The sequence below is a fragment of the Pseudomonas sp. m6p genome (assembly GCF_055760375.1).
This window is the reverse complement of sequence record NZ_CM147084.1, coordinates 3,828,201-3,853,535: the sequence shown is the minus strand read 5'-3', so window position 1 is coordinate 3,853,535 and position 25,335 is coordinate 3,828,201. Positions and strand designations below refer to the sequence as shown.

The 25,335-nt window shown below is 55.5% G+C and carries 20 protein-coding genes; 19 read left to right on the top strand and 1 reads right to left on the bottom strand.

What is annotated here, in order from left to right; translation table 11 throughout:
- Window positions 1–42: 42 nt before the first annotated feature.
- Entirely contained in the window at window positions 43–1,377 is a 1,335-nt protein-coding gene (locus ACYZUM_RS17430; protein ID WP_473060922.1) for a TRZ/ATZ family hydrolase, read from the bottom strand.
- A gap of 108 nt (window positions 1,378–1,485) precedes the next feature.
- Between ACYZUM_RS17430 and mtnA the strand changes: the two genes are divergently transcribed.
- The 19 genes from mtnA to ACYZUM_RS17335 all read left to right on the top strand — a co-directional run bounded on the left by mtnA (window position 1,486) and on the right by ACYZUM_RS17335 (window position 25,334).
- Window positions 1,486–2,562: an S-methyl-5-thioribose-1-phosphate isomerase gene (mtnA, locus tag ACYZUM_RS17425; RefSeq protein WP_473060921.1), complete on the top strand. Its 1,077-nt coding sequence runs from the start codon at window positions 1,486–1,488 to the stop codon at window positions 2,560–2,562.
- A gap of 425 nt (window positions 2,563–2,987) precedes the next feature.
- Window positions 2,988–5,642 (top strand): DNA gyrase subunit A, encoded by a 2,655-nt coding sequence (gyrA, locus tag ACYZUM_RS17420; protein ID WP_329696194.1) that lies wholly within the window; start codon window positions 2,988–2,990, stop codon window positions 5,640–5,642.
- Window positions 5,643–5,863: 221 nt separating this feature from the next.
- The gene (gene serC / locus ACYZUM_RS17415) at window positions 5,864–6,949 is read left to right on the top strand and encodes a 3-phosphoserine/phosphohydroxythreonine transaminase (protein WP_473060920.1); all 1,086 of its coding nucleotides are present in this window, start codon (window positions 5,864–5,866) and stop codon (window positions 6,947–6,949) included.
- Entirely contained in the window at window positions 6,949–8,043 is a 1,095-nt protein-coding gene (gene pheA, locus ACYZUM_RS17410; protein WP_041069374.1) for a prephenate dehydratase, read from the top strand. The genes serC and pheA overlap by 1 nt, the downstream gene beginning before the upstream one ends.
- 13 nt (window positions 8,044–8,056) lie before the next feature.
- On the top strand, window positions 8,057–9,169 hold the full coding sequence (hisC, locus tag ACYZUM_RS17405) for a histidinol-phosphate transaminase (protein ID WP_086794154.1): 1,113 nt from the start codon (window positions 8,057–8,059) through the stop codon (window positions 9,167–9,169).
- Window positions 9,170–9,197: 28 nt separating this feature from the next.
- On the top strand, window positions 9,198–11,405 hold the full coding sequence (locus tag ACYZUM_RS17400) for a bifunctional prephenate dehydrogenase/3-phosphoshikimate 1-carboxyvinyltransferase (protein ID WP_473060919.1): 2,208 nt from the start codon (window positions 9,198–9,200) through the stop codon (window positions 11,403–11,405).
- Complete coding sequence (gene cmk / locus ACYZUM_RS17395) at window positions 11,402–12,091, top strand: (d)CMP kinase (RefSeq protein ID WP_253150456.1); 690 nt, start codon at window positions 11,402–11,404, stop codon at window positions 12,089–12,091. Before ACYZUM_RS17400 ends, cmk begins: the two co-directional genes overlap by 4 nt.
- A 119-nt stretch (window positions 12,092–12,210) precedes the next feature.
- Window positions 12,211–13,893 (top strand): 30S ribosomal protein S1, encoded by a 1,683-nt coding sequence (rpsA, locus tag ACYZUM_RS17390; protein ID WP_041069380.1) that lies wholly within the window; start codon window positions 12,211–12,213, stop codon window positions 13,891–13,893.
- Between the two features lie 194 nt (window positions 13,894–14,087).
- Window positions 14,088–14,366: a hypothetical protein gene (locus ACYZUM_RS17385; RefSeq protein WP_047295550.1), complete on the top strand. Its 279-nt coding sequence runs from the start codon at window positions 14,088–14,090 to the stop codon at window positions 14,364–14,366.
- 153 nt (window positions 14,367–14,519) lie between these two features.
- The gene (gene ihfB / locus ACYZUM_RS17380; protein WP_003189779.1) at window positions 14,520–14,816 is read left to right on the top strand and encodes an integration host factor subunit beta; all 297 of its coding nucleotides are present in this window, start codon (window positions 14,520–14,522) and stop codon (window positions 14,814–14,816) included.
- A gap of 27 nt (window positions 14,817–14,843) precedes the next feature.
- Window positions 14,844–15,083, top strand: coding sequence for a LapA family protein (locus ACYZUM_RS17375; protein ID WP_027612424.1), 240 nt, complete (start codon window positions 14,844–14,846; stop codon window positions 15,081–15,083).
- Window positions 15,084–15,305: 222 nt separating this feature from the next.
- The gene (rfbB, locus tag ACYZUM_RS17370; protein WP_473060918.1) at window positions 15,306–16,382 is read left to right on the top strand and encodes a dTDP-glucose 4,6-dehydratase; all 1,077 of its coding nucleotides are present in this window, start codon (window positions 15,306–15,308) and stop codon (window positions 16,380–16,382) included.
- Window positions 16,379–17,272, top strand: a complete 894-nt coding sequence (gene rfbD, locus ACYZUM_RS17365) for a dTDP-4-dehydrorhamnose reductase (RefSeq protein ID WP_473060917.1) — start codon at window positions 16,379–16,381, stop codon at window positions 17,270–17,272. Before rfbB ends, rfbD begins: the two co-directional genes overlap by 4 nt.
- A complete protein-coding gene (gene rfbA / locus ACYZUM_RS17360) occupies window positions 17,269–18,159 on the top strand; it encodes a glucose-1-phosphate thymidylyltransferase RfbA (RefSeq protein ID WP_473060916.1) in 891 nt (296 codons plus the stop codon). Before rfbD ends, rfbA begins: the two co-directional genes overlap by 4 nt.
- Window positions 18,160–18,212: 53 nt before the next feature.
- Complete coding sequence (locus ACYZUM_RS17355) at window positions 18,213–19,136, top strand: glycosyltransferase (protein ID WP_473061359.1); 924 nt, start codon at window positions 18,213–18,215, stop codon at window positions 19,134–19,136.
- Window positions 19,133–20,089: a UDP-glucose 4-epimerase family protein gene (locus ACYZUM_RS17350; RefSeq protein ID WP_473060915.1), complete on the top strand. Its 957-nt coding sequence runs from the start codon at window positions 19,133–19,135 to the stop codon at window positions 20,087–20,089. The genes ACYZUM_RS17355 and ACYZUM_RS17350 overlap by 4 nt, the downstream gene beginning before the upstream one ends.
- A gap of 487 nt (window positions 20,090–20,576) precedes the next feature.
- Window positions 20,577–21,395 carry an ABC transporter permease gene (locus tag ACYZUM_RS17345; RefSeq protein ID WP_473060914.1) on the top strand — a complete coding sequence of 273 codons (819 nt, stop codon included), beginning with the start codon at window positions 20,577–20,579 and terminating at the stop codon, window positions 21,393–21,395.
- Window positions 21,385–22,746, top strand: coding sequence for an ABC transporter ATP-binding protein (locus ACYZUM_RS17340; protein WP_473060913.1), 1,362 nt, complete (start codon window positions 21,385–21,387; stop codon window positions 22,744–22,746). The genes ACYZUM_RS17345 and ACYZUM_RS17340 overlap by 11 nt, the downstream gene beginning before the upstream one ends.
- The gene (locus ACYZUM_RS17335) at window positions 22,743–25,334 is read left to right on the top strand and encodes a polysaccharide pyruvyl transferase family protein (protein ID WP_473060912.1); all 2,592 of its coding nucleotides are present in this window, start codon (window positions 22,743–22,745) and stop codon (window positions 25,332–25,334) included. The genes ACYZUM_RS17340 and ACYZUM_RS17335 overlap by 4 nt, the downstream gene beginning before the upstream one ends.
- Window position 25,335 lies beyond the last annotated feature (1 nt).

Below are 25,335 nucleotides of genomic sequence, written 5' to 3'. Positions count from 1 at the left end.
AACTTGAAAAAGGCTGTAGCCGCGAAGTCTGCTCCGCGGTGTTTACGATTCTGAGTGGCCGCTGATGCGCTGGCCCCAGACCCGGGCGGTGGCGCCCAGCTGTTGTTCGTCCAGGCGGGTCAGGCGCCGGTCGTCGAGTAACTGTTTGCCGGCGACCCACAGGTGTTTCACGCAGTCGCGGCCGGTGGCATAGATAAGCTGTGACACCGGGTCATAGACCGGTTGCTGGGCCAGGCCGGACAGGTCGAAGGCGACGATGTCCGCAGCCTTGCCGATCTCCAGCGAACCGACCTGTGCCTCAATGCCCAGAGCCCGGGCGCCATTGAGCGTGGCCATGCGCAGCGCACGATGGGCGTCCAGCGCGGTGGCCGAGCCGGCGACGGCTTTGGCCAGCAGCGCGGCGGTGCGGGTTTCGCCGAGCAGGTCGAGGTCGTTGTTGCTCGCTGCGCCATCGGTGCCGACGGCAACGTTCACGCCAGCCTGCCACAGACGCTCCACCGGGCAGAAACCGCTGGCCAGCTTCAGGTTCGATTCCGGGCAGTGGATCACGCTGGTGTTGCTTTCTACCAGCAATGCCAGATCGTCATCGCTGATCTGGGTCATGTGCACCGCCTGGAAGCGCGGGCCGAGCAATCCGAGGCGACCGAGGCGGGCCAGTGGCCGCTCGCCGCGATGCTCCAGCGATTGCTGGACTTCGAAAGCAGTTTCGTGGACATGCATGTGGATCGACGCGTCCAGCTCTTCGGCGATCACGCGGATTTTTTCCAGGTTCTCGTCGCCCACGGTGTAGGGTGCATGTGGGCCGAAAGTGATCTTGATCCGTTCGTGATGCTTCAGATCGCCGAACAGCTCGACGCCCTGACGAATGGCCTCATCGGCGCTGCTGGCGCCGGGGATCGGGAAATCGAGGATCGGAATCGCGATCTGCGCGCGAATGCCGCTGTTGTGCACACGCTCACTGGCGACTTTCGGGAAGAAGTACATGTCCGAGAAGCAACTGATGCCGCCCTTGATCTGCTCGGCAATCGCCAAGTCAGTGCCATCACGGACGAAATCTTCATCGACCCATTTGGCTTCGGCCGGCCAGATATGGTTTTCCAGCCAGGTCATCAGCGGCAGGTCGTCGGCCAGGCCACGGAACAGGGTCATCGCCGCATGCCCGTGGGCGTTGATCAGGCCTGGGCTGAGCAACACGTCCGGCAATTCGCGGACTTCAGTGGCGTTACACTTCAATGCTTCGGCGCGCGGGCCGATAAACACGATGCGACCGTCACGGATGCCCAAGCCGTGCTCCTTGAGCACAACGCCTGCAGGTTCGACGGGTACCAGCCAGGTCGGCAGCAATAATAAGTCGAGCGCAATGGCAGGTTTCGGCATCGAGGGTCGGTTCCAGTGCTTTTGTAAAGGATGGCGAAGTATACCCGAGCGTCTTCGCGGGGGGATCGCTATAATCGGCGGCTTTTGTTCATGAGTGCGGGGTGAGGGATGCGCGATCGACTGTTGGCTGCGGAGAAAGTAAAGGCCATCGATTGGCGAGATGGCGCGCTCCACCTGCTGGATCAGCGTATTTTGCCGTTCGAGGAAACCTGGATTGCCTACACCAGCGCGGCCGGTGTGGCTGAGGCGATTCGTTCGATGGTGGTGCGTGGCGCACCGGCCATCGGCATCAGCGCGGCCTATGGCATTGTGCTGGCGGCCCGCGCACGGATCGCTGAGGGGGGTGACTGGTACGCGGCGCTGGAAGAGGATTTCGCCTTGCTGGCCGATTCCCGGCCGACAGCGGTCAATCTGTTCTGGGCGCTGAATCGCATGCACGATCGCCTGGACCGGCTTAAAGAAAACGCCGATCCGCTGGCGGCACTGGAAGCCGAAGCCATCGCCATTCATGAAAGCGACCGCGAAGCCAACCTGACCATGGCTCAGCTCGGTGTCGACCTGATCCGCAAGCATCAGGGCAACGGCCAGGCGATTCTCACTCACTGTAATACCGGCGCCTTGGCCACCGGTGGTTTCGGTACCGCACTGGGGGTGATTCGCGCGGCCTATCTTGAAGGCATGGTAGAGCGCGTCTACGCCGATGAAACCCGCCCGTGGTTGCAGGGTTCGCGCCTGACCGCCTGGGAGCTGGCGAACGAAGGCATCCCGGTGACGCTCAATGCTGACTCCGCCGCCGCGCACATCATGAAAACCAAAGGCGTGACCTGGGTGATCGTCGGTGCTGACCGCATCACTGCCAATGGCGATGTGGCGAACAAGATCGGCACCTACCAACTGGCGGTCAACGCCATGCACCACGGCGTGCGCTTCATGGTGGTGGCACCGAGTTCGACCATCGACATGCATCTGGCCAGCGGCGACGACATTCCGATCGAGGAACGTGATGGCGCCGAGTTGCTGGAGGTCGGTGGCAAGCGGGTGGGCGCGGACGTTGAAGCGTTCAACCCGGTGTTCGATGTGACGCCGGCCGATCTGATCGATGCGATCGTCACTGAGAAGGGCATCGTCGAGCGTCCGGATACGGCGAAAATGGCTCAGTTGATGTGCCGCAAACGCCTGCATTGATTGGCTTTGGCGTCTGTAAGGACGCCTTCGCTGGCAAGCCAGCTCCCACAGGTTCTGTGCTCGCCGCTGACCCTGTGGGAGCTGGCTTGCCAGCGATGGCGCCCTGAAAGTCAATAAACATCGCAAAATCTGACCTCAAAACTGCATTCAAAGAAGCTCTGAGCCTCTCTCGTCCCCTTTACGCCTGTCATCGGTCAACTAACTATGCTCCATGCGCATCTGGGGGATAGGTGCGTGGCGGCTCTTGTGATAACATCCGGCGTTTTCCGAGGCGGCTTCACGGAGCTGTCTTTACTGCGCAAATCCGTGGTTGTATCCGTTGATTTGTCGTAAGTCGGCGCACGGCACTCAGCCTGCCCCGACGAGCTTCGTACATCCCATATGGATATGACGAAGTTTCACCAGAAAAAGGAATCAGGCTTCTCATGGGCGAACTGGCCAAAGAAATCCTCCCGGTCAATATCGAAGACGAGCTGAAACAGTCCTACCTCGACTACGCAATGAGCGTAATCGTCGGCCGTGCACTGCCGGATGCGCGCGATGGCCTCAAGCCCGTGCACCGTCGCGTACTGTTCGCGATGAGCGAGCTGGGCAACGACTTCAACAAGCCGTACAAGAAATCTGCCCGTGTTGTCGGTGACGTGATCGGTAAATATCACCCGCATGGTGATACCGCGGTTTACGACACAATCGTCCGCATGGCCCAGCCTTTCTCCCTGCGTTACCTGCTGGTTGACGGTCAGGGCAACTTCGGTTCGGTGGACGGCGACAACGCCGCGGCCATGCGATACACCGAAGTGCGCATGACCAAGCTGGCGCACGAACTGCTGGCCGACCTGCACAAGGAAACCGTGGACTGGGTGCCGAACTACGACGGTACCGAGCTGATCCCGGCGGTCATGCCGACCCGCGTGCCGAACCTGCTGGTGAACGGTTCCAGCGGTATTGCCGTGGGCATGGCGACCAACATTCCGCCGCACAACCTCGGTGAAGTCATCGACGGTTGCCTGGCCCTCATCGACAATCCCGAGCTGACCGTTGATGAGCTGATGCAATACATCCCCGGTCCGGACTTCCCGACGGCCGCGATCATCAACGGTCGTGCCGGCATTATCGAAGCCTACCGCACCGGTCGTGGCCGCATTTACATGCGTGCGCGTTCGATCATCGAAGACATCGACAAGGTCGGTGGCCGTCAGCAGATCGTCATCACCGAGCTCCCGTACCAGCTGAACAAGGCGCGTCTGATCGAGAAGATCGCCGAGCTGGTCAAAGAGAAGAAGCTCGAAGGCATCACCGAGCTGCGCGACGAGTCCGACAAGGACGGTATGCGCGTCGTGATCGAGCTGCGTCGCGGCGAAGTGCCTGAGGTGATCCTCAACAACCTCTACGCCCAGACCCAACTGCAATCGGTATTCGGCATCAACATCGTCGCGCTGATCGACGGCCGTCCACGCATCCTCAACCTCAAGGATCTGCTGGAAGCCTTCGTCCGTCACCGTCGCGAAGTGGTCACCCGTCGTACCGTATTCGAGCTGCGCAAGGCCCGCGAGCGTGGTCACATCCTCGAAGGTCAGGCCGTTGCCCTGTCGAACATCGATCCGGTGATCGCCCTGATCAAGGCGTCGCCGACCCCGTCGGAAGCGAAAGAAGCGCTGGTCAGCACCCCTTGGGAGTCCTCGGCGGTGGTGGCGATGGTGGAACGTGCCGGCGCCGATTCGTGCCGTCCGGAAAACCTCGATCCGCAATACGGTTTGCGCGAAGGCAAGTACTTCCTGTCGCCAGAACAGGCGCAAGCCATTCTGGAACTGCGTCTGCACCGTCTAACCGGTCTGGAGCACGAGAAGCTGCTGGCCGAGTATCAAGAGATTCTCAACCAGATCGGCGAGCTGATCCGCATCCTCAACAGCGCCGTGCGCCTGATGGAAGTGATCCGCGAAGAACTGGAAGTGATCCGCGCCGAATATGGCGACGTGCGCCGCACCGAGATTCTCGATGCGCGTCTCGATCTGACCCTGGGCGACATGATCCCGGAAGAAGAGCGCGTCGTGACTATTTCCCACGGTGGCTACGCCAAGACCCAGCCATTGGCTGCGTACCAGGCTCAGCGTCGTGGCGGTAAAGGCAAGTCGGCCACCGGGGTCAAGGATGAGGACTACATCGCTCACCTGCTGGTGGCCAACAGTCACACCACGCTGCTGCTGTTCTCCAGCAAGGGCAAGGTGTACTGGCTGAAGACTTACGAAATTCCGGAAGCGTCCCGCGCCGCCCGTGGTCGTCCGTTGGTCAACCTGCTGCCGCTGGATGACGGTGAATACATCACCACCATGCTGCCGGTCGAGGAATACACCGAAGGTCATTACATCTTCATGGCGACCGCCAACGGCACCGTGAAGAAGACTCCGCTGGAATCCTTCAGCCGTCAGCGCAGCGTCGGTCTGATCGCGCTGGAGCTGGACGAAGGCGACGTGCTGATCTCCGCGGCCATCACCGATGGCGAGCGTGAAGTGATGCTGTTCTCCGATGGCGGCAAAGTGACGCGCTTCAAAGAGTCCGACGTCCGTGCCATGGGCCGTACCGCCCGTGGTGTACGCGGCATGCGTCTGCCGGAAGGGCAGAAGCTGATTTCGATGCTGATCCCGGAAGAAGGCAGCCAGATCCTCACTGCTTCCGAGCGTGGTTACGGCAAGCGCACCGCGATCACCGAGTTCCCTGAGTACAAACGTGGCGGTCAGGGCGTGATCGCCATGGTCAGCAACGAGCGTAACGGCCGTCTGGTCGGTGCGGTTCAGGTGCTCGACGGCGAAGAAATCATGCTGATCTCCGATCAGGGCACTCTGGTGCGCACCCGTGTCGACGAAGTGTCGAGCCTGGGTCGTAACACCCAGGGTGTGACCCTGATCAAGCTGGCCAAGGACGAAACCCTGGTTGGGCTGGAGCGGGTTCAGGAGCCGTCGGAAGTCGAAGGCGACGAGCTTGAAGGTGAAGAGGGTGCCGGGTTCGAGGGGGATGTCGTGATCGACGACGTTGCCGAGGATCAGCAACTCGACGCCGCAGCTGACGAAGAGCCGCAGGAATAAGCGGACAAGCGAGGGGGCGGATGAAAATTCGCCCCCTTGTTATTTGTCCGGAATGAAATATCGGCGCCCATGACGAACCCTGTGGGAGCGAGCTTGCTCGCGAAAGCGGAGCAACAGGCGACATCGTTGTTGAATGTCAGTCCGCCTTCGCGAGCAAGCTCGCTCCCACAGGATCGGCGCCGACTGATATGTGATACCACCAAATCAGAGCGAGATTGGATGTGAGCAAGCGAGCCTATAACTTCTGTGCCGGTCCTGCGGCGCTTCCTGAAGCTGTCCTGCAACGTGCCCAGGGTGAACTCCTTGATTGGCATGGCAAGGGTCTGTCGGTCATGGAAATGAGCCATCGCAGCGATGAGTTCGTGTCCATTGCCACCCAGGCCGAGCAGGATCTGCGTGACCTGCTGAATATCCCGTCGAACTATAAAGTGCTGTTTCTGCAAGGCGGTGCCAGCCAGCAGTTTGCGCAGATTCCGCTGAACCTGTTGCCTGAAGGCGGCAGCGCCGACTATATCGACACCGGTATCTGGTCGCAGAAAGCCATCGAAGAAGCCTCGCGCTACGGCCACGTCAACGTTGCCGCCACCGCCAAGCCTTACGACTATTTCGCCATCCCGGGTCAGAACGAATGGAAGCTGTCGAAAGACGCCGCTTACGTTCACTACGCGCCGAACGAAACCATCGGCGGTCTGGAATTCCAGTGGATCCCGGAAACCGGTGATGTACCGCTGGTGGCTGACATGTCTTCGGACATCCTCTCGCGTCCGGTCGACATCTCGCGTTTCGGCATGATCTACGCCGGCGCACAGAAGAACATCGGCCCGAGCGGTATCGTCGTCAACATCATCCGCGAAGACCTGCTGGGCAAGGCACGTTCGCTGTGCCCGACCATGCTCGACTACAAGGTCGCGGCCGATAACGGTTCGATGTACAACACTCCGCCGACCCTGGCCTGGTACCTCTCCGGTCTGGTGTTCCAGTGGCTGAAAGAGCAGGGCGGCGTTGAAGCGATCGCCAAACTGAATGACGTCAAGCAGCGCACGCTGTACGACTTCATCGACGCCAGTGGCCTCTACAGCAACCCGATCAACAAGTCGGACCGCTCGTGGATGAACGTGCCATTCCGTCTGGCTGATGATCGCCTGGACAAACCGTTCCTGGCCGGTGCCGATGCGCGCGGTCTGCTCAACCTCAAGGGCCACCGCTCCGTGGGCGGCATGCGTGCCTCCATCTACAACGCCGTCGACATCAACGCCGTCAACGCGCTGGTGGCGTACATGGCTGAATTCGAGAAGGAAAATGGCTGATGTCCGAGCAAGAACTCAAGGCACTGCGCCTGCGTATTGACGCTCTGGACGAAAAGGTCCTCGAGCTGATCAGTGAGCGTGCGCGCTGTGCCCAGGAAGTTGCGCGAGTCAAGATGGCCTCGCTGGCCGAAGGCGAGGTGCCGGTGTTCTATCGTCCCGAGCGTGAAGCTCAGGTGCTCAAGCGCGTGATGGAGCGCAATCAGGGGCCGCTGGGCAACGAAGAGATGGCGCGGTTGTTCCGCGAAATCATGTCCTCTTGTCTGGCGCTCGAGCAGCCATTGAAAGTGGCTTACCTCGGCCCTGAAGGCACCTTCACTCAAGCAGCGGCGATGAAGCACTTCGGTCACGCGGTGATCAGCAAGCCGATGGCGGCGATCGACGAAGTGTTCCGTGAAGTGGCGGCGGGTGCGGTGAACTTCGGCGTGGTGCCGGTGGAGAACTCCACCGAAGGCGCGGTCAACCACACCCTCGACAGCTTCCTCGAGCACGACATGGTGATCTGCGGCGAAGTCGAGCTGCGCATTCACCATCACCTGCTGGTCGGTGAAAACACCAAAACCGACAGCATCAGTCGCATCTACTCCCACGCGCAGTCGCTGGCCCAGTGCCGCAAGTGGCTGGACGCGCATTACCCGAATGTCGAGCGCGTGGCGGTGGCGAGCAACGCCGAAGCGGCCAAGCGGGTCAAGGGTGAGTGGAACTCGGCGGCGATTGCCGGCGACATGGCTGCTGGCTTGTATGGCCTGACGCGTCTGGCCGAGAAGATCGAAGATCGTCCGGACAACTCGACGCGCTTCCTGATGATCGGTAATCAGGAAGTGCCGCCGACCGGCGACGACAAAACCTCGATCATCGTCTCGATGAGCAACAAGCCTGGCGCGCTGCATGAGCTGCTGGTGCCGTTCCATGATAACGGGATCGACCTGACCCGGATCGAAACCCGTCCGTCGCGCAGTGGCAAATGGACCTACGTGTTCTTCATCGACTTCGTCGGCCACCACCGTGATCCGTTGATCAAAGGTGTGTTGGAAAAGATCAGTCAGGAAGCAGTAGCACTCAAAGTGCTGGGTTCCTACCCGAAAGCAGTTCTTTAAGGGGCGGTAGCAAATGAGTGGCAACTTCCTCGCTCTGGCACAGCCGGGCGTGCAACAACTTTCGCCGTACGTTCCGGGCAAGCCTGTGGACGAGCTGGCGCGCGAGCTGGATCTGGATCCGGCGAAAATCGTCAAACTGGCAAGCAATGAAAACCCGCTGGGCGCCAGCCCGAAAGCGCTGGCGGCAATCCGTGATGAGCTGGCCGAGCTGACCCGTTATCCGGACGGCAACGGCTTCGCGCTGAAATCGCTGTTGGCCGAGCAGTGCCGCGTCGAGCTGAACCAGGTAACCCTGGGCAACGGCTCCAACGACATTCTCGAGCTGGTGGCGCGCGCCTATCTGGCGCCGGGCCTCAATGCCGTGTTCAGTGAGCATGCGTTTGCCGTTTACCCGATCGCCACCCAAGCGGTCGGCGCGCAGGCCAAAGTGGTACCGGCCAAGGACTGGGGGCACGACTTGCCTGCGATGCTCGCGGCCATCGATGCCAACACTCGTGTGGTGTTCATTGCCAATCCGAACAATCCGACCGGCACCTGGTTCGGCGCCGAAGCGCTGGACGAGTTCCTGCAGGACGTGCCGGAGCATGTGTTGGTGGTGCTGGATGAGGCCTACATCGAGTACGCCGAAGGCAGCGACCTGCCGGACGGTCTGGATTTCCTCGCGGCGTACCCGAATCTGCTGGTATCGCGCACGTTCTCCAAGGCCTATGGCCTGGCAGCGCTGCGCGTCGGTTATGGTCTGTCCACTGCGGTAGTAGCGGACGTGCTCAACCGTGTGCGCCAACCATTCAACGTCAACAGCCTGGCTCTGGCCGCAGCCTGTGCGGCGCTGAAGGACGACGAGTATCTGGCGCAAAGCCGTCAGCTCAACGAATCCGGCATGCAGCAACTGCAGGCGGGTTTTCGTGAGCTGGGCCTGAGCTGGATCGAGTCCAAAGGCAACTTCATCTGCGTCGATCTTGGTCAGGTCGCTGCACCGGTTTTCCAGGGGCTGCTGCGTGAAGGCGTGATTGTGCGTCCGGTGGCCAATTACGGCATGCCGAACCACCTGCGGGTAACCATCGGTCTGCCGGCGGAAAACAGCCGCTTCCTTGAAGCGCTGCGCAAGGTTCTGGCTCGTGGGTGATGTCACTGCTCTGCAATCTGCTGCACCTATGATCGGTCGCCTTGTGGTGGTCGGTCTGGGGTTGATCGGTGGTTCGTTTGCCAAAGGCTTGCGTGAAAGCGGCATCTGCCGTGAAGTGGTCGGGGTCGATCTCGACCCGCAATCGCGCAGGCTGGCGGTCGAATTGGGTGTGGTGGACCGTTGCGAAGACGACCTGATTGCTGCGTGTCAGGGCGCCGACGTGATTCAACTGGCGGTGCCGATTCTGGCCATGGAGAAGGTGCTCGCCCGTCTGGCGAGTGTCGATCTTGGCCGGGCGATTCTGACCGATGTCGGCAGTGCCAAGGGCAATGTGGTGCGCGCGGCGACCGAGGCGTTCGGCGGCATGCCGGCGCGTTTTGTGCCGGGGCATCCGATTGCCGGTTCCGAGCAGAGCGGGGTGGAAGCTTCCAACTCTGAGCTGTTCCGTCGGCACAAGGTGATTCTGACCCCGCTCGAGCAAACCGACCCGGCCGCACTGGCGGTGGTCGATCGCTTGTGGCGTGAGCTGGGTGCCGATGTCGAGCATATGCAGGTCGAGCGCCACGACGAAGTGTTGGCCGCGACCAGTCATCTGCCGCACCTGCTGGCCTTCGGTCTGGTCGACTCGTTGGCCAAACGCAATGAAAACCTTGAGATCTTCCGTTACGCTGCGGGCGGTTTTCGCGATTTCACAAGAATCGCCGGAAGCGACCCGGTGATGTGGCACGACATCTTCCTCGCCAACCGCGAGGCTGTCCTGCGCACACTCGATACATTTCGCAGCGACCTCGACGCCTTGCGCGACGCGGTCGATGCAGGGGATGGGCACCAATTGTTGGGCGTCTTCACGCGCGCCCGGGTTGCCCGCGAGCATTTCAGTAAAATCCTGGCCCGCAGGGCCTATGTGGACGCTATGAATTCCAACGATCTGATTTTTCTGGCTCAACCTGGTGGCCGCTTGTCCGGTCGGATTCGCGTACCAGGTGACAAATCGATTTCCCACCGCTCGATCATGCTCGGCTCGCTGGCCGAAGGCGTGACCGAGGTTGAAGGTTTCCTCGAGGGTGAAGATGCCCTGGCGACCTTGCAGGCATTTCGCGACATGGGCGTGGTCATCGAAGGCCCGCACCACGGTCGCGTGACCATTCACGGCGTTGGCCTGCATGGCTTGAAGCCGGCACCTGGCCCGATTTATCTGGGCAACTCCGGCACCTCGATGCGTCTGTTGTCCGGCCTGCTGGCGGCGCAGAACTTCGACAGCACCCTGACCGGCGATGCGTCGCTGTCCAAGCGTCCGATGAATCGCGTGGCCAATCCGCTGCGTGAAATGGGCGCCGTGATCGAAACTGCTGCCGAAGGTCGTCCGCCGATGACCATTCGTGGCGGGCACAAACTCAAGGGTCTGACCTACACCATGCCGATGGCCAGTGCTCAGGTGAAGTCCTGCCTGCTGCTGGCGGGTCTGTACGCGGAAGGCAAGACCACCGTCACTGAACCGGCTCCGACCCGTGATCACACCGAGCGCATGCTGCGTGGTTTCGGCTACCCGGTGAGCGTTGATGGCGCAACCGCGTCGGTCGAGTCCGGCGGCAAGCTGACCGCGACCCACATTGAAGTGCCGGGCGATATCTCGTCGTCGGCGTTCTTTCTGGTGGCGGCCTCGATCGCCGAAGGTTCCGAGCTGGTGTTGGAGCACGTCGGCATCAACCCGACCCGTACCGGCGTTATCGACATCCTGCGTCTGATGGGCGCCGATATCACCCTGGAAAACCAACGTGAGGTCGGTGGCGAACCGGTAGCCGACCTGTGCGTGCGGGCAGCTAAACTCAAAGGTATCGAGATTCCGGAAGCGCTGGTGCCGCTGGCGATTGACGAATTCCCGGTGCTGTTTGTGGCGGCGGCCTGTGCCGAAGGTCGTACCGTGTTGACCGGTGCTGAAGAGCTGCGCGTCAAGGAATCGGACCGCATCCAGGTAATGGCGGACGGCTTGCTGGCGCTGGGCGTCAAGTGCCAGCCGACCCCGGACGGCATCATCATCGATGGCGGCCAGATCGGTGGCGGCGAAGTGCATGGTCACGGCGATCACCGTATCGCCATGGCCTTCAGCGTGGCCTCGCTGCGCGCCACTGCGCCGATCCGCATCCATGATTGCGCCAACGTCGCGACGTCGTTCCCGAACTTCCTCGCGCTGTGCGCGCAGGTCGGCATTCGTGTGGCTCAAGAGGCTCAGTCGTGAAAAACATTGCACCGGTCATCACCATCGATGGGCCAAGCGGTTCGGGCAAGGGCACGGTCGCCGGGATTCTGGCCAAGCGTCTGGGCTGGAACCTGCTGGATTCCGGTGCGCTGTATCGCCTGCTGGCGTTCGCTGCGCACAACCATGGTGTCGATCTGACCAATGAAGAGTTGCTGAAAAAACTGGCTGCTCATCTGGATGTGCAGTTCATCGCGGCGACTGAAGGTCAGCTGCAGCGCATCATTCTGGAAGGTGATGAAGTCAGCGATGTCATCCGTACTGAAAGTGTTGGCGCAGGCGCGTCCCAGGTAGCTGCGCTGCCGGCGGTGCGCGAGGCGCTGCTGCAGCGCCAGCGCGCCTTCCAGGAGGCGCCGGGGTTGGTGGCTGATGGTCGCGATATGGGTACGGTGGTTTTTCCCGATGCCCCATTGAAGGTCTTCCTCACCGCCAGCGCCGAGGAGCGAGCGCGTCGCCGATATTTGCAGTTGAAGGGCAAAGGCGAGGATGTTAGTCTGTCGAGTCTGCTAGATGAGATCCGTGCACGCGACGAGCGTGATACCCAGCGTGCAGTGGCCCCGCTCAAGCCGGCGGCCGACGCGATTCAGCTGGATTCCACGGAGTTGTCCATCGATCAGGTGCTTGAACGCATCATGAGCGAGATCGCCATTCGCGATATCGCCGGGTGACCAAGAAGGCCGCAGGGGACCAGTCATAGTCCTGCAGCGCTTCTTTTAAATGAAACTAACCCACACCGTCTGGGGTGTGGAGATGGGCGTATTCTTCGCCCTCATCTACAGGAATTAAAATGAGCGAAAGCTTTGCGGAACTCTTTGAAGAAAGCCTAAAGACCCTGAACCTTCAGGCAGGCTCCATCATCACCGGTGTTATCGTTGATATCGATTACCAGGCTCGCTGGGTAACCGTTCACGCTGGCCTGAAGTCTGAAGCACTCATCCCGCTGGAACAGTTCTACAACGACGCTGGCGATCTGACTATCAATGTCGGTGACGAAGTTCACGTTGCTCTGGATTCGGTTGAAGACGGTTTCGGTGAAACCAAGCTGTCCCGTGAAAAAGCCAAGCGCGCTGAATGCTGGATCGTTCTGGAAGCAGCCTTCGCAGCTGAGGAAGTGGTCAAGGGCGTTATCAACGGTAAGGTTAAAGGCGGCTTCACTGTCGACGTTAACGGCATCCGTGCGTTCCTGCCAGGTTCCCTGGTTGACGTCCGTCCAGTGCGCGACACCACGCACCTGGAAGGCAAAGAGCTGGAATTCAAGGTCATCAAGCTGGACCAGAAGCGCAACAACGTTGTCGTTTCCCGTCGCAGCGTCCTCGAAGCCGAGAACTCCGCCGAGCGTGAAGCTCTGCTGGAATCCCTGCAGGAAGGCCAGCAAGTCAAAGGTATCGTCAAAAACCTCACCGATTACGGCGCATTCGTCGATCTGGGTGGCGTGGACGGCCTGCTGCACATCACCGACATGGCCTGGAAGCGCATCAAGCATCCTTCCGAGATCGTCAACGTTGGTGACGAAATCGACGTCAAGGTTCTGAAATACGATCGCGAACGCAACCGTGTTTCCCTGGGCCTGAAGCAACTGGGCGAAGATCCATGGGTTGCTATCAAGGCCCGTTACCCAGAAAGCACTCGCGTAACCGCTCGTGTAACCAACCTGACCGACTACGGCTGCTTCGCTGAGCTGGAAGAGGGCGTTGAAGGTCTGGTACACGTTTCGGAAATGGACTGGACCAACAAGAACATCCACCCTTCGAAAGTCGTACAAGTCGGCGACGAAGTGGAAGTCATGGTTCTGGACATCGACGAAGAGCGTCGTCGCATCTCCCTGGGCATCAAGCAGTGCAAGTCGAACCCATGGGAAGACTTCTCTGGCCAGTTCAACAAGGGCGACAAGATCTCCGGTACCATCAAGTCGATCACCGATTTCGGTATCTTCATTGGTCTGGACGGCGGCATCGACGGTCTGGTTCACCTGTCCGACATCTCCTGGAACGAAGTGGGCGAAGAAGCCGTACGTCGTTTCAAGAAGGGCGACGAGCTGGACACGGTCATCCTGTCGGTTGACCCAGAGCGCGAGCGCATCTCCCTGGGTATCAAGCAACTGGAAAGCGATCCGTTCTCCGAGTACGTCTCGGTTAACGACAAAGGCGCTATCGTTAAAGGCACCGTGAAAGAAGTTGACGCCAAAGGCGCCATCATCGTTCTGGCTGACGACATCGAAGCGACCCTGAAAGCCTCCGAAATCAGCCGTGACCGCGTTGAAGACGCGCGCAACGTTCTGAAAGAAGGCCAGGAAGTTGAAGCCAAGATCATCAGCGTTGATCGTAAGAGCCGCGTAATCCAGCTCTCGATCAAGTCGAAAGACGATGCTGAAGAGAAAGAAGCTATCCAGAGCCTGAACTCCGTTCAGGAAGCTCCAGCCGATACCACCATGGCTGCTCTGTTGAAGCAAGCAATGGCCAAACAGAACTAAGTTCTGCTTGATCATGAAAAGGGCGACTTCGGTCGCCCTTTTTTGTGCCTGCGATTTGGTGGGGCTGAGACTACGGTGAAACCAATCCCTTCAGCGGGTTGTCTGTTTCTTTAATCGGATCAATCGCCTATTCGCGACTAAGCTGTGGGTAGTGGTCGTGCAGTAGTCGGGCGTTGCCTGGCATAAGGAAGTGGATGAACAGATTTATTGTGTTGATTGCTGTGTTGATTTTGGCTGGCTGTACCACCAGTGCCAAGACGCATGCGGTGCGTGGCGTCAGTGGTATCGAGATTGACTGCTCCGGTTTGGGGTCGGGTTGGGAGAAGTGCCAAAGGCGCGCGGCGAAGGAGTGCAAGGGGGCGGGTTACCGGGTGATCACCCGATCTGATCAGGCCAAGGATGAGGATGAATATCCGTTTGGCTTCAATCCTGCGGGCTACGTCACTCGAACCATGCTGGTGATGTGTCGCTGAATGAGCGCTGCTCCTGTTCAGTGCTTTAGTGTGCTGAAAACGGGCGTTTTGATGCCGAGAAAGATATGTCAATCCCTGGGCTGTTCAAAATCTTCCGGGCGTGCTAAAACCTTTCAAGCGCTGATCTAGCTGCTTGAAAAAGAAGGGAAAAATATGACGAAGTCGGAGTTGATCGAACGAATTGTCACCCATCAAGGGCTACTCTCATCCAAGGATGTGGAGCTGGCCATCAAGACCATGCTTGAACAAATGTCCCAGTGCCTCGCTACCGGTGATCGCATCGAGATCCGTGGGTTTGGCAGCTTTTCTCTGCACTATCGTGCGCCGAGGGTCGGTCGCAATCCAAAGACCGGTCAGTCGGTCAGTCTGGACGGCAAGTTTGTTCCGCATTTCAAGCCGGGCAAGGAACTGCGTGATCGGGTGAATGAGGAAGAGGAGGAGGGGGTTTGACAGTCGCTATCTCTCAAGGAGTTACTCATGCGTAATCTCAAGCGCATACTTCTTGGCGTTTTCATTTTATTGTTGGTGTTGGTCATTCTGGCGTTTGTGCTCGAGAACCAGCAGTCGGTTTCGCTTTTGTTTATGGGCTTTTCCGGCCCGCAGTTGCCAGTGTCGGTTGTTGCCGTGTTGGCATTGCTGATCGGCATGATGATTGGTCCTGTATTGGGCTGGTTTCTGGGGCGTTCGTCCAGGGCAGCGCGCAAACGACTGGTCTGAAAGCGACAGGCGCACGGCATCTGTCGAATTTGCGCCTTGGCCTGTCTTTATCCATTAGTAAAACCATCATTAAGCTGTAAAATGCACCCTTGTTCGATCTTGCCTAAATGCATGTCGATTCAGACTGACTCTGACGGATGCCAACTGATGGTGGCTTCTGCATTCATGGATTAGACCGCGCTCGCAGGCAGCGCTGTCCGCAGCTCAAGGGTATCGTTTCGCGTGAAAATTCTAGTTACCGGCGGCGCCGGCTTCATTGGCTCGGCAGTCATCCGTCACATCATCTCCAATACTTCTGATTCTGTCGTCAATGTCGATAAGCTGACTTACGCCGGCAATCTGGAGTCTTTGGCAGAAGTCAGCCAGAACTCGCGTTACGCTTTCGAGCGCGTCGATATCTGCGATCGTGATCAGGTTGACCGTGTCCTGCGTGAGCACCAACCGGATGCAATCATGCACCTGGCCGCTGAATCCCACGTAGACCGCTCGATCTCCGGCCCGTCAGAGTTCATCCAGACCAACATCATCGGCACCTATACACTGCTCGAAGCTGCGCGCCATTACTGGGCTGCGCTGGATGACACGCGCAAAACCAACTTCCGCTTCCATCACATTTCGACTGACGAAGTTTACGGAGACCTCGAAGGTCCGGAAGACCTCTTCACCGAAACTACGCCTTACCAGCCAAGCTCTCCATATTCGGCCAGCAAGGCTAGCTCTGATCACCTTGTTCGCGCTTGGGCACGCACCTATGGTCTGCCGACACTGGTTACCAACTGCTCGAACAACTACGGCCCTTGCCACTTCCCTGAGAAGTTGATCCCTCTGATCATTCTCAATGCACTGGAAGGCAAGCCGTTGCCGGTTTATGGCAAAGGTAATCAGGTACGTGATTGGTTGTATGTCGAAGATCACGCTCGTGCGTTGTACAAAGTCGTCACTGAAGGTGTAATTGGTGAGACTTACAACATTGGCGGTCATAACGAAAAACAAAACATCGAAGTGGTGCACACCCTCTGTGCGCTGCTTGATGAGTTGCGTCCTGATTCGTCCCATCGTCCTCATGCCAGTCTGATTACCTATGTTCAGGATCGCCCTGGACATGACGTGCGTTATGCAATCGATGCGAGCAAAATTCAGCGTGAATTGGGCTGGACTCCGGAAGAGACATTCGAAACTGGCATTCGCAAGACTGTTGAGTGGTATCTGAATAACACTGAGTGGGTTGAGCACGTGAAGAGCGGCAGTTACCAGCAGTGGATTGATCAGAACTATGCGGATCGTTCGAGCAAAGCATGAAGATCCTGCTTTTAGGAAAGAACGGTCAAGTGGGCTGGGAGCTGCAACGTTCCCTGGCTCCGCTTGGCGAGCTCGTCGCACTTGATCGTCACGTTGTTGATGGTCTCAGCGGTGATCTGTCGAATCTTGAATGCTTGCGTGCAACGATTCGTCAGATAAAGCCCGAGGTTATCGTTAATGCTGCTGCTTATACGGCGGTCGACAAAGCTGAGTCGGAAACCGAATTGGCGGATTGTGTAAACGGCCTTGCGAGTGGCGTGATGGCGGAAGAAGCCGCATCGCTGGGTGCATGGCTGGTTCACTACTCAACGGATTATGTTTTCAGTGGTCAAGGCGTCACGCCATGGCAGGAAACAGACCCTGTCGCGCCAGTGAACCATTATGGCGCCAGCAAGCTCGCTGGCGAGCAGGCGATTATCGCGTCGGGTTGCAACCATCTGATCTTCCGCACCAGTTGGGTGTACGGCGCTCGCGGCAATAACTTCGCCAAGACCATGCTGCGTTTGGCCAAAGATCGCGAAACGTTGAGCGTGATTGCGGATCAGATCGGAGTACCTACCGGGGCGGACCTGATCGCTGATGTAACGGCGTTGGCTATCCAGCAAGTTAGCAAGCGTCCAGAGTTGGCTGGCCTCTATCACTTGGCCGCTGCTGGCGAAGTGTCCTGGCATGGCTATGCCAGTCTCGTAATCGACTTCGCTAAAGCCCAAGGCGAGGAGTTGGCTGTGACAACGGTCGACCCAATCGAAACGACTGCCTACCCGACACCTGCACGTCGCCCTCTGAACTCACGCTTGAACACTCAGAAGCTGCGCGACAATTTTTCTCTACACTTGCCGGATTGGCAAAGTGGTGTAACCCGAATGCTTAGGGAAGTTCTGAACAAATGACCACGACAAATCGTAAAGGCATCATTCTCGCCGGCGGTTCCGGCACACGCCTGCATCCACTGACGCTCGGCGTTTCAAAGCAGATGCTGCCGATCTACGACAAGCCGATGATCTTTTATCCTTTGTCGGTGCTTATGCTGGCGGGCATGCGTGAAATTCTGATCATTTCCACGCCCGATGATTTGCCAAGCTTCCGCAAGTTGCTGGGAGATGGAAGTCTATACGGCATCAAGCTGACCTACGCGGAGCAGCCAAGCCCGGATGGTCTTGCTCAGGCTTTCATCATTGGTGAAGAGTTCATCGGTGATGATCCTTGCTGTCTGATTCTGGGCGACAATATTTTTCATGGTCAGCATTTCTCCGACAATCTGCGCTCAGCCTGCTCTCAGCAGGAGGGTGCAACAGTGTTTGGATATCATGTTTCTGATCCCGAGCGCTTCGGTGTCGTGGAGTTTGATGCGCAAGGTCGAGCGCTGAGCATTGAAGAGAAACCGGCCAAGCCCAAATCGAGCTATGCGGTTACCGGTTTGTATTTTTATGACAATAAGGTTGTCGAAATTGCCAAGGGAATCAAGCCTTCTCCGCGTGGTGAGCTTGAAATCACCGATGTAAATCGGGCCTATTTGAGCCAGGATTCCTTGAAGGTGGAGCTTCTTGGTCGCGGTTTCGCATGGTTGGATACAGGGACTCACGAGTCGCTGCTTGAGGCCAGTCACTTTGTGCATACGATCGAGCATCGGCAAGGTTTCAAGGTCGCATGCCTGGAAGAAATCGCCTACAACAATGGCTGGATTGATGCTGCCCAGCTCGCACAACAGGCAGAGCGCTTGAAGAAAACCGGTTACGGGCAATATCTGCAGCAACTGTTGGAGACAGGTCATATCTGAATTTGCTCGGGAAAATTCAGTGCGCCCTTCTTTAGGGGTAATTCAGGGCTGGTATAGCGGTGAGACCCATTAAAGTTGCAATTTTGCTTGCTGCGTACAATGGCATGGCATGGATCGAAGAGCAGGTCGCTTCGATTCTTTGCCAGCAAGGGGTGGAACTCAACCTCTTTATCAGTATCGACCCCTCAACGGATGGTACTGAAGCCTGGTGTGCAGATCTTGCCGCCCGACATGATTGTGTGACAGTGCTGCCTACCGGTGATCGGTATGGCGGCGCTGCATGTAACTTCTATCGCTTGGTTCGTGATGTCGATCTGACTGCGTTTGATTTCGTCGGGTTTTCCGATCAGGACGATATTTGGCTTCCTGAAAAACTGAAGCGCGCCACCGATATTCTTGCAACCGGCGAATACTCCGCTTATTCGAGCAATGTCACGGCCTTTTGGTCGGATGGGCGAACTGTTGTTTTGAACAAGGCGCAGCCTCAGGTTGCCTGGGATCATATATTCGAGGCAGCAGGTCCAGGTTGTACATATGTATTCAGTCGCGCATTGGCGCAACACCTGAAGCAATCAATGCTGGCCAACTGGCATTCGCTGCAGGGTGTCACTTTGCATGACTGGTTCTGTTACGCCTTTGCGCGCAGCCATGGATATCGCTGGTTCATAGATCCTTTGCCTTCTATGCGATATCGGCAGCACGAGCACAATCAGGTGGGCGCGAATACCGGAATTTCCAATCTGATTGCTCGATACAAAACGATCCATGATGGTTGGTGGTTTGATCAGGTGCGATTGATTGTGCGGTTGGTGGAGCTGGATTCGGATCCTTTTGTTCGGCGCTGGTCGAAGCTGGGGCGTTGGCAGTTACTCAAACTATCACTGAGTGCTGCAAGTTGCCGGCGACGACTGCGTGACAAAGTCTTGTTTTTCTTTACTTGTTGGTTAACTTCTCTGTTAGGAGGGAAGGCAAGATGACTTCCCGAAGAGTATTGGTTACAGGTGCTACCGGCTTTGTCGGTGAGGCGGTCATTCTCCGATTATTGCTTGATCAAGTGCTGACCCCGGTAGCTGTCGTTAGAAGGGCATCGTGTTTGTCGGGATTGTGTCCCACGGTAATGTTCGATCTTGCCAGTTCGAATGAGCTGCCCGAGTTCGAGAATATAGATGCAGTGATTCACGCGGCCGCGCGCGTGCATGTCATGAAAGAGGCAGCACCCGATGCGCTAGCAGCCTTTAGAAAAGTAAACGTCGACGGTACTGTGAAACTGGCGCGAAAAGCGGCGCAATCAGGGGTCAGACGCTTCATATTTATCAGTTCGATCAAGGTTAACGGTGAGATGACGCTGCCAGGTCATCCGTTCAAGGCCGATGACATCCCGGCGCCTCTTGATGCGTACGGCATTTCAAAGCTCGAGGCGGAAGAGGCGCTGAAAAGTATCGGTAAAGAGACCGGGATGGAGGTTGTCATTATCAGGCCTCCGCTTGTCTATGGGCCGGGTGTAAAGGCGAATTTCTACCGGATGATGAGCGTGTTGACGAGGCGGTTGCCGTTGCCGATGGGCGCAATCAATAATCGTAGAAGTATGGTGGGTATCGGTAATCTGGTGGATCTGATTGTCACCTGTGTTGATCACGTTGGTGCAAGGAATCAGACCTTCTTGGTCAGCGATGGCAGAGATTTGTCCACTAGCGAACTGTTGCGTTGCCTGCGAGAGACAATCGGTGGCAAGGCGTTGCTGATACCTTTTCCCGAAATGGTGCTCAGGGCGGTTTTGAGATTGTGTGGAATGCACTCTGTCATACAGCGAGTTTGTGGTTCTTTGCAGGTTGACATTACGGCAACAAAGACGGCTCTTGGTTGGTCTGCGCCTTATTCTCCAGAGTTGGAGTTAAAGAAAACTGCACTAAAGTTTCTAGAGAGCCAATAATAAATTATTATTGATATGGAGCTTTGGAAGTGCAGTTGGAATGTTGTTAGGTTGCAGGTATTAACAATAATTACAGGGGCTGTATCTTTTTTTTGTTCTGATGTATAATGGGGGGTATTTTTATATTTATTTTGTACTTGAGAGTAGTGGGTCCCGTTGAGTTTTGAGTCGAAATATTTCCTCTTTGGGTGTATTACCAATCTTGCTTAAAGGATTAATGTGGTGGAGGTAAAGTGAATTGTTTTTTGGAAGTTGTCATGAAAGTGCTGTATTGCACATGGATAACTAATCATTCGCTTTTCTCTAATCAATGAGATGGAATTAAAATGAAGTTTGGTCAAGTGGATGGTTCTGTGATTTTTATGAACGGTATAGCAGAACATTTTGGGGCATGCGAGTCAATCATTGTGGGAACTAACGTTAGGCAGTTACGCATCGTTTCAGATGGTGCAGGAAATTTCCCGAGCGATGCTGAGGTGTGCTGGTAATGGAAAAATTTTCAATTTCGCCCCTGAATATGGTCAGTAGTTTCTGGAAAAATCGCGGACTTATCAAGGCTTTGGTCAAACGCGAAATTGTTGGGCGTTATCGCGGCTCCATGATGGGTATCCTGTGGTCATTCCTGATCCCAGTATTTATGTTGAGTGTGTATACACTGGTGTTCAGTGTTATTTTCAAGGCGCGCTGGGGTGGAGGAGGTGACTCTAAAGTCGAGTTCGCCCTGGTGCTGTTTGCCGGTCTGCTGGTTTATAACTTTTTTGCTGAATGTATCAATAAATCACCGTTATTGATTACAAGTAGTATAAATTATGTAAAGAAGGTTATTTTTCCTCTTGAGATTCTGCCTTGGGTCAGTATGGGGGCGGCTCTATTTCATGCGCTGATTAGTTTAAGTGTCTGGATTGCAGCATATGCCTTGCTTTTTGGTATTCCTCATTTGACCGTATTTCTTATTCCTTTGGTCTTTTTGCCGCTCATATTGTTTGTGATGGGGTTTTCCTGGTTGCTCGCTGCGTCCGGGGTTTTTCTGCGTGATATATCGCAACTGATCGGCATTATTACAACGACGCTGATGTTTTTGTCGCCGATCTTCTATCCGGCAACGGCCATTCCTGAAGAATTCCGCGGCCTGCTTTTTATGAACCCTCTGACCCCAGTGATTGAGTTGGCGCGAGGCGTATTATTTTTTGGGCAAGGTATTGATTGGAGACTCTACTCAATCTGCATGGCGGTCTCCGTCGTCGTATGCTGGCTGGGTTTCGCCTGGTTCCAAAAAACAAGAAAGGGGTTTGCCGATGTCCTCTGATATCTCGATCAAAGTTGAGAACCTGAGCAAGTGCTATCACATCTACGACAAGCCCAGCGACCGCTTGCTGCAAATGCTTTCTCCAGTGAGAAAGCAGTACTACAAAGAATTTTGGGCGCTTCGTGATCTTTCGTTCGAGGTCAAGCGAGGAGAGTCGATTGGTATTCTCGGCCGAAACGGTTCGGGCAAATCAACGCTTTTGCAAATGATTTGCGGCACACTGAATCCGACCACCGGCAGCGTGCAGACATTTGGCAGGATTGCTGCGTTGCTTGAACTTGGCTCGGGGTTCAATCCGGATTTTACCGGTCGTGAGAATATTTTTCTGAATGGCACGATCCTCGGCCTGACCCAGAAAGAAATCGAAGACCGTTTTGACGCCATCGCTGCTTTCGCAGATATCGGTGATCACCTTAACCAGCCGGTTAAAACATATTCGAGCGGGATGTTGGTTCGTTTGGCGTTTGCGGTACAGGTCCAGGTGACTCCGGACATTCTTATCGTTGACGAGGCGCTCGCGGTTGGCGATGCACTGTTTCAAAAGCGCTGCTTCCAGCAGATTGAAAAGCTGATTTCTGATGGCACCACGCTACTTTTTGTTTCCCACGATCAGGAAAGCGTTCGCACCCTGACTCACCGAGCTTTGCTTCTGCACAAAGGGGTGAGGAAGATGTGGGGTAAATCATCTGACGTTGTTCTGGAGTATCGTCGGATGCTTCATGAGGATGAACGGCAGAGCTTTCTTGAGTACGGTGCAAAGCTGACGGCCAATGCGGCAGCCACTACAGCGGCTGTCAAAGAGGCGAAGGTCAAGGGCGTTGAGCTTTCGGAGAAACATAGCAAGATCAAGTCTTTTGGTGATCTTGAAGCTGAAATTCTGGGTGTGAAAATCCTCGATTCCAAAGGCGTCGAGGTCTCTCATTTTTATATTGGCGAGCGCCTCACGATAAAGGTCTCGTTGCGGGCGAACGTTGATCTGAATAATGTCAACGTTGCATTTCGTATTCGAAACAAAGAAGGCGTCAAGATTACTTCATGGGGTACATTGAATCATGATATGCGTGCCTCACTGAAGAACGCTGACGCGTCTGAAATTATTTGGTTGAAGAACTTCAGCGCAGGTACGGAGTTTGCGGTGGAGTTTAATGCTGCCTGCACGCTTGGTGCAAACCTCTACGAGGTACAGGCGACGGTGACTCGTGAGCATGATATGTATTATGGGTCGCAGCAGATATTGCATTGGATGGACGAAGCTGCTTTCTTTACTGTGGCAATCAAACAGCAAGAACATGTTGTTGGCGGAATTTGCGATTTGGGTTTTGAACAAAAACTTATAGAGCATTCAGCATGAAAGTTGCCATCTTCAATGACACCAGCAGCTATCACCATATAGGCTGCCTTGCCGTGTCGGATGCTCACGACAGAATGCTCTCGGAAGTGGGGGCAGTCGTCGAATATCGACACTTCGTCAATGAGTTTCATGATTTGTGGCAGGGTGACGAAAAATCAACCCGTGATTTTCTTGCAAATGGTGCCCTGGCTGCAGAAATTTCTGCAGTGGATGCTGTGGTGGTCAATGGTGAAGGCACGATCCATCACGGATCAGGCCTTCATTTGCTTGCCATCCTCGCCTATGCTCAAGAGCTGGGCAAGCGCACCGTTTTGGTGAATGCGGTCTTGCAGGATGTACCTGTTTATCTCGATGTCCTGGCAAAGCTTGATGACTTGACCGTCAGAGAGGTGAACTCATTCAGATACTTGTCTAGCCTGGGCATTGACTCGCGAATTGTATCCGATTCGATTGTTGGAGCACGGTTCAACCCAGGTGTTGACGAAAGCTACCGTGACAAGGTCATTATCACGGACTGTCATTTGTCTCGAGAGGATGTAAGGCAGGTTCTGGAAAGAGCCAACGTCGAATTTTCTGCTGATTGTGTTTACTTTCCGCTTGAATATGAAAACAGTGTAAATGACTGGCGGGATACTTTAAGAAAGTTTCGCGCAGCGAAGCTTGTTATTACAGGTCGCCACCATGCCGTCTATCTGGCTTTACTCGCGAACACTCCATTTGTTGCCCTGCCTTCCAATACCTGGAAGATTGAGGGGACGCTGGAGCAGTTGGGCGGTTTTTTCGCGATGTGGACAGGAGAAGATATCGTCGACATGGCTCATCGTGCCATAGTGAATCCCGAGGCATACAAATCCGTATTCGCTCACAAACTGCTTGCCAATCCATTGAGCACTTTTGCGAACCTGCGTGACAGTGGCGTTCCTAAGTCTCTGCTGGATATCGAAGTCTATAAGGAATTGGCAACGAAGTATTTTTCGCCTCTGTCAGACGTTCTGTTTCTAGGTTCGAATGCAAGTCTGCGTTTGTTTAAAAACCACTCGATTGCACGAAACTTCGTATTCAGTGAGATTCCTCTCTCAGTATTGACCGATGGCGCCATTGATACAGTTGCTCTAAAAGGCGTTGTTCCCGAATCAAGTCGTGACATCGATACGATCGTTTGCATCGATGCTGTTGTGGATTCCGCAGGACTTACGCTTCTCACTGCTCTTGCAGCGGAGAAGCTACGGCCTGGAGGTCGTCTTCTGGTTCGTTGTTCGAACGATTCGTGTGCTGACGGGGATATCTCCCCCGAGAATAAATCAGCTCTTGAGGCCATGGGTCTGCTTTTTGAATCAAGTCTGAGCATTGCTGCACTTCAGGCGCAGACAGCTGGGAGTAACTGGATTCTCTCGTTTTTCAGAAGTCCCCTCGTAAAATATTCTGCGCCGTATGAAGAGAGAAACTTGCCGGAATTTAATGGCAAGACTCACCTTGTTGATTTCGCTCGGCATTACGAAAATCCGTGGATTGTCCATTCCATGGTGGAAATTCCATGGAGGATAAAGAATGCTGAGCAACTGTTCAAATTATCGGAACAGATACTCTCATGTTCGAGTGATGCCAGCGCAGACCAAGGCGCGGCATTGGCAATTCTTGGGTGGAGATACTTCGAGGCGGATTCAGCAGTAGACCTGTTGGGTTGGAGTAACGCGGTTGATGTGTATCTGAAAAATGATCAGTCGGATAATCCACATGTTCGCAGATGGTGTGTTTCGTTAAATTATCTTCAGGCTCGTTTTTGCCACCGAGCGAATTTTCAACAGCGAGCGCTGCAATATTACAAAAGTGTTGTGAATAGCGAGATTTTCAGTATTACGCCGACACTTGGAACAAAGCAGGTCAGTGCGGCCTATCATGCCGGTATGATTCACTGGAATGCGAGTGAGCGTGAGCAAGCGATCAGCATGTGGAAGCAGGGAGTCAAGCTCGCGTTTGATTGTTTGAGTTCTGATATGTTGGAGTTTGTTGGCAATATCGATCAGCCTTTTATGTTCTCGTTGAATGATTCTGTAGAAATCATCGACGGTGCCGTTCAGTGTGCTTCGGCACTGAATATTTCATCGAAGACGTCTGTAGCTTCCGAAGGTTTTATTCTGTCGGCGTTGGACGAAGTTGCACGAAATGCATTGCGTAGTGCATTCAATAGAGTGTCGCTGGAGTTACAAGAGTGCAGCGCTGAAAAGGTCTCTCTCCACGCTCGCCTCAACGAAACGTTGACGGCTAAGAAGTACGCTGAGAATCTGGCGTTCGGACGCTTGGATGAGATAAACAGCCTATGTTCTGAAATTCAAAAGGTTCAGGATCAGTTAAAGCTTACGGAAGACGCCAAGAGCTACGCAGAATCGTTGGCCATTTCTCGATTGGATGAACTCAATGCACTCAAGGAGAATACTGAAAAGCATGATCAGATTATTGGGCTCTATGCAGAGAATCAAGCTTTAAGGGAAAGGCTACAACTTACAGAAGATGCCAAGGCTTTTGCGGAGGAATTGGCAATTTCTCGTTTGGCTGAGCTCGATGCTATTAAAAAAAGTGAAGGGAATTGAT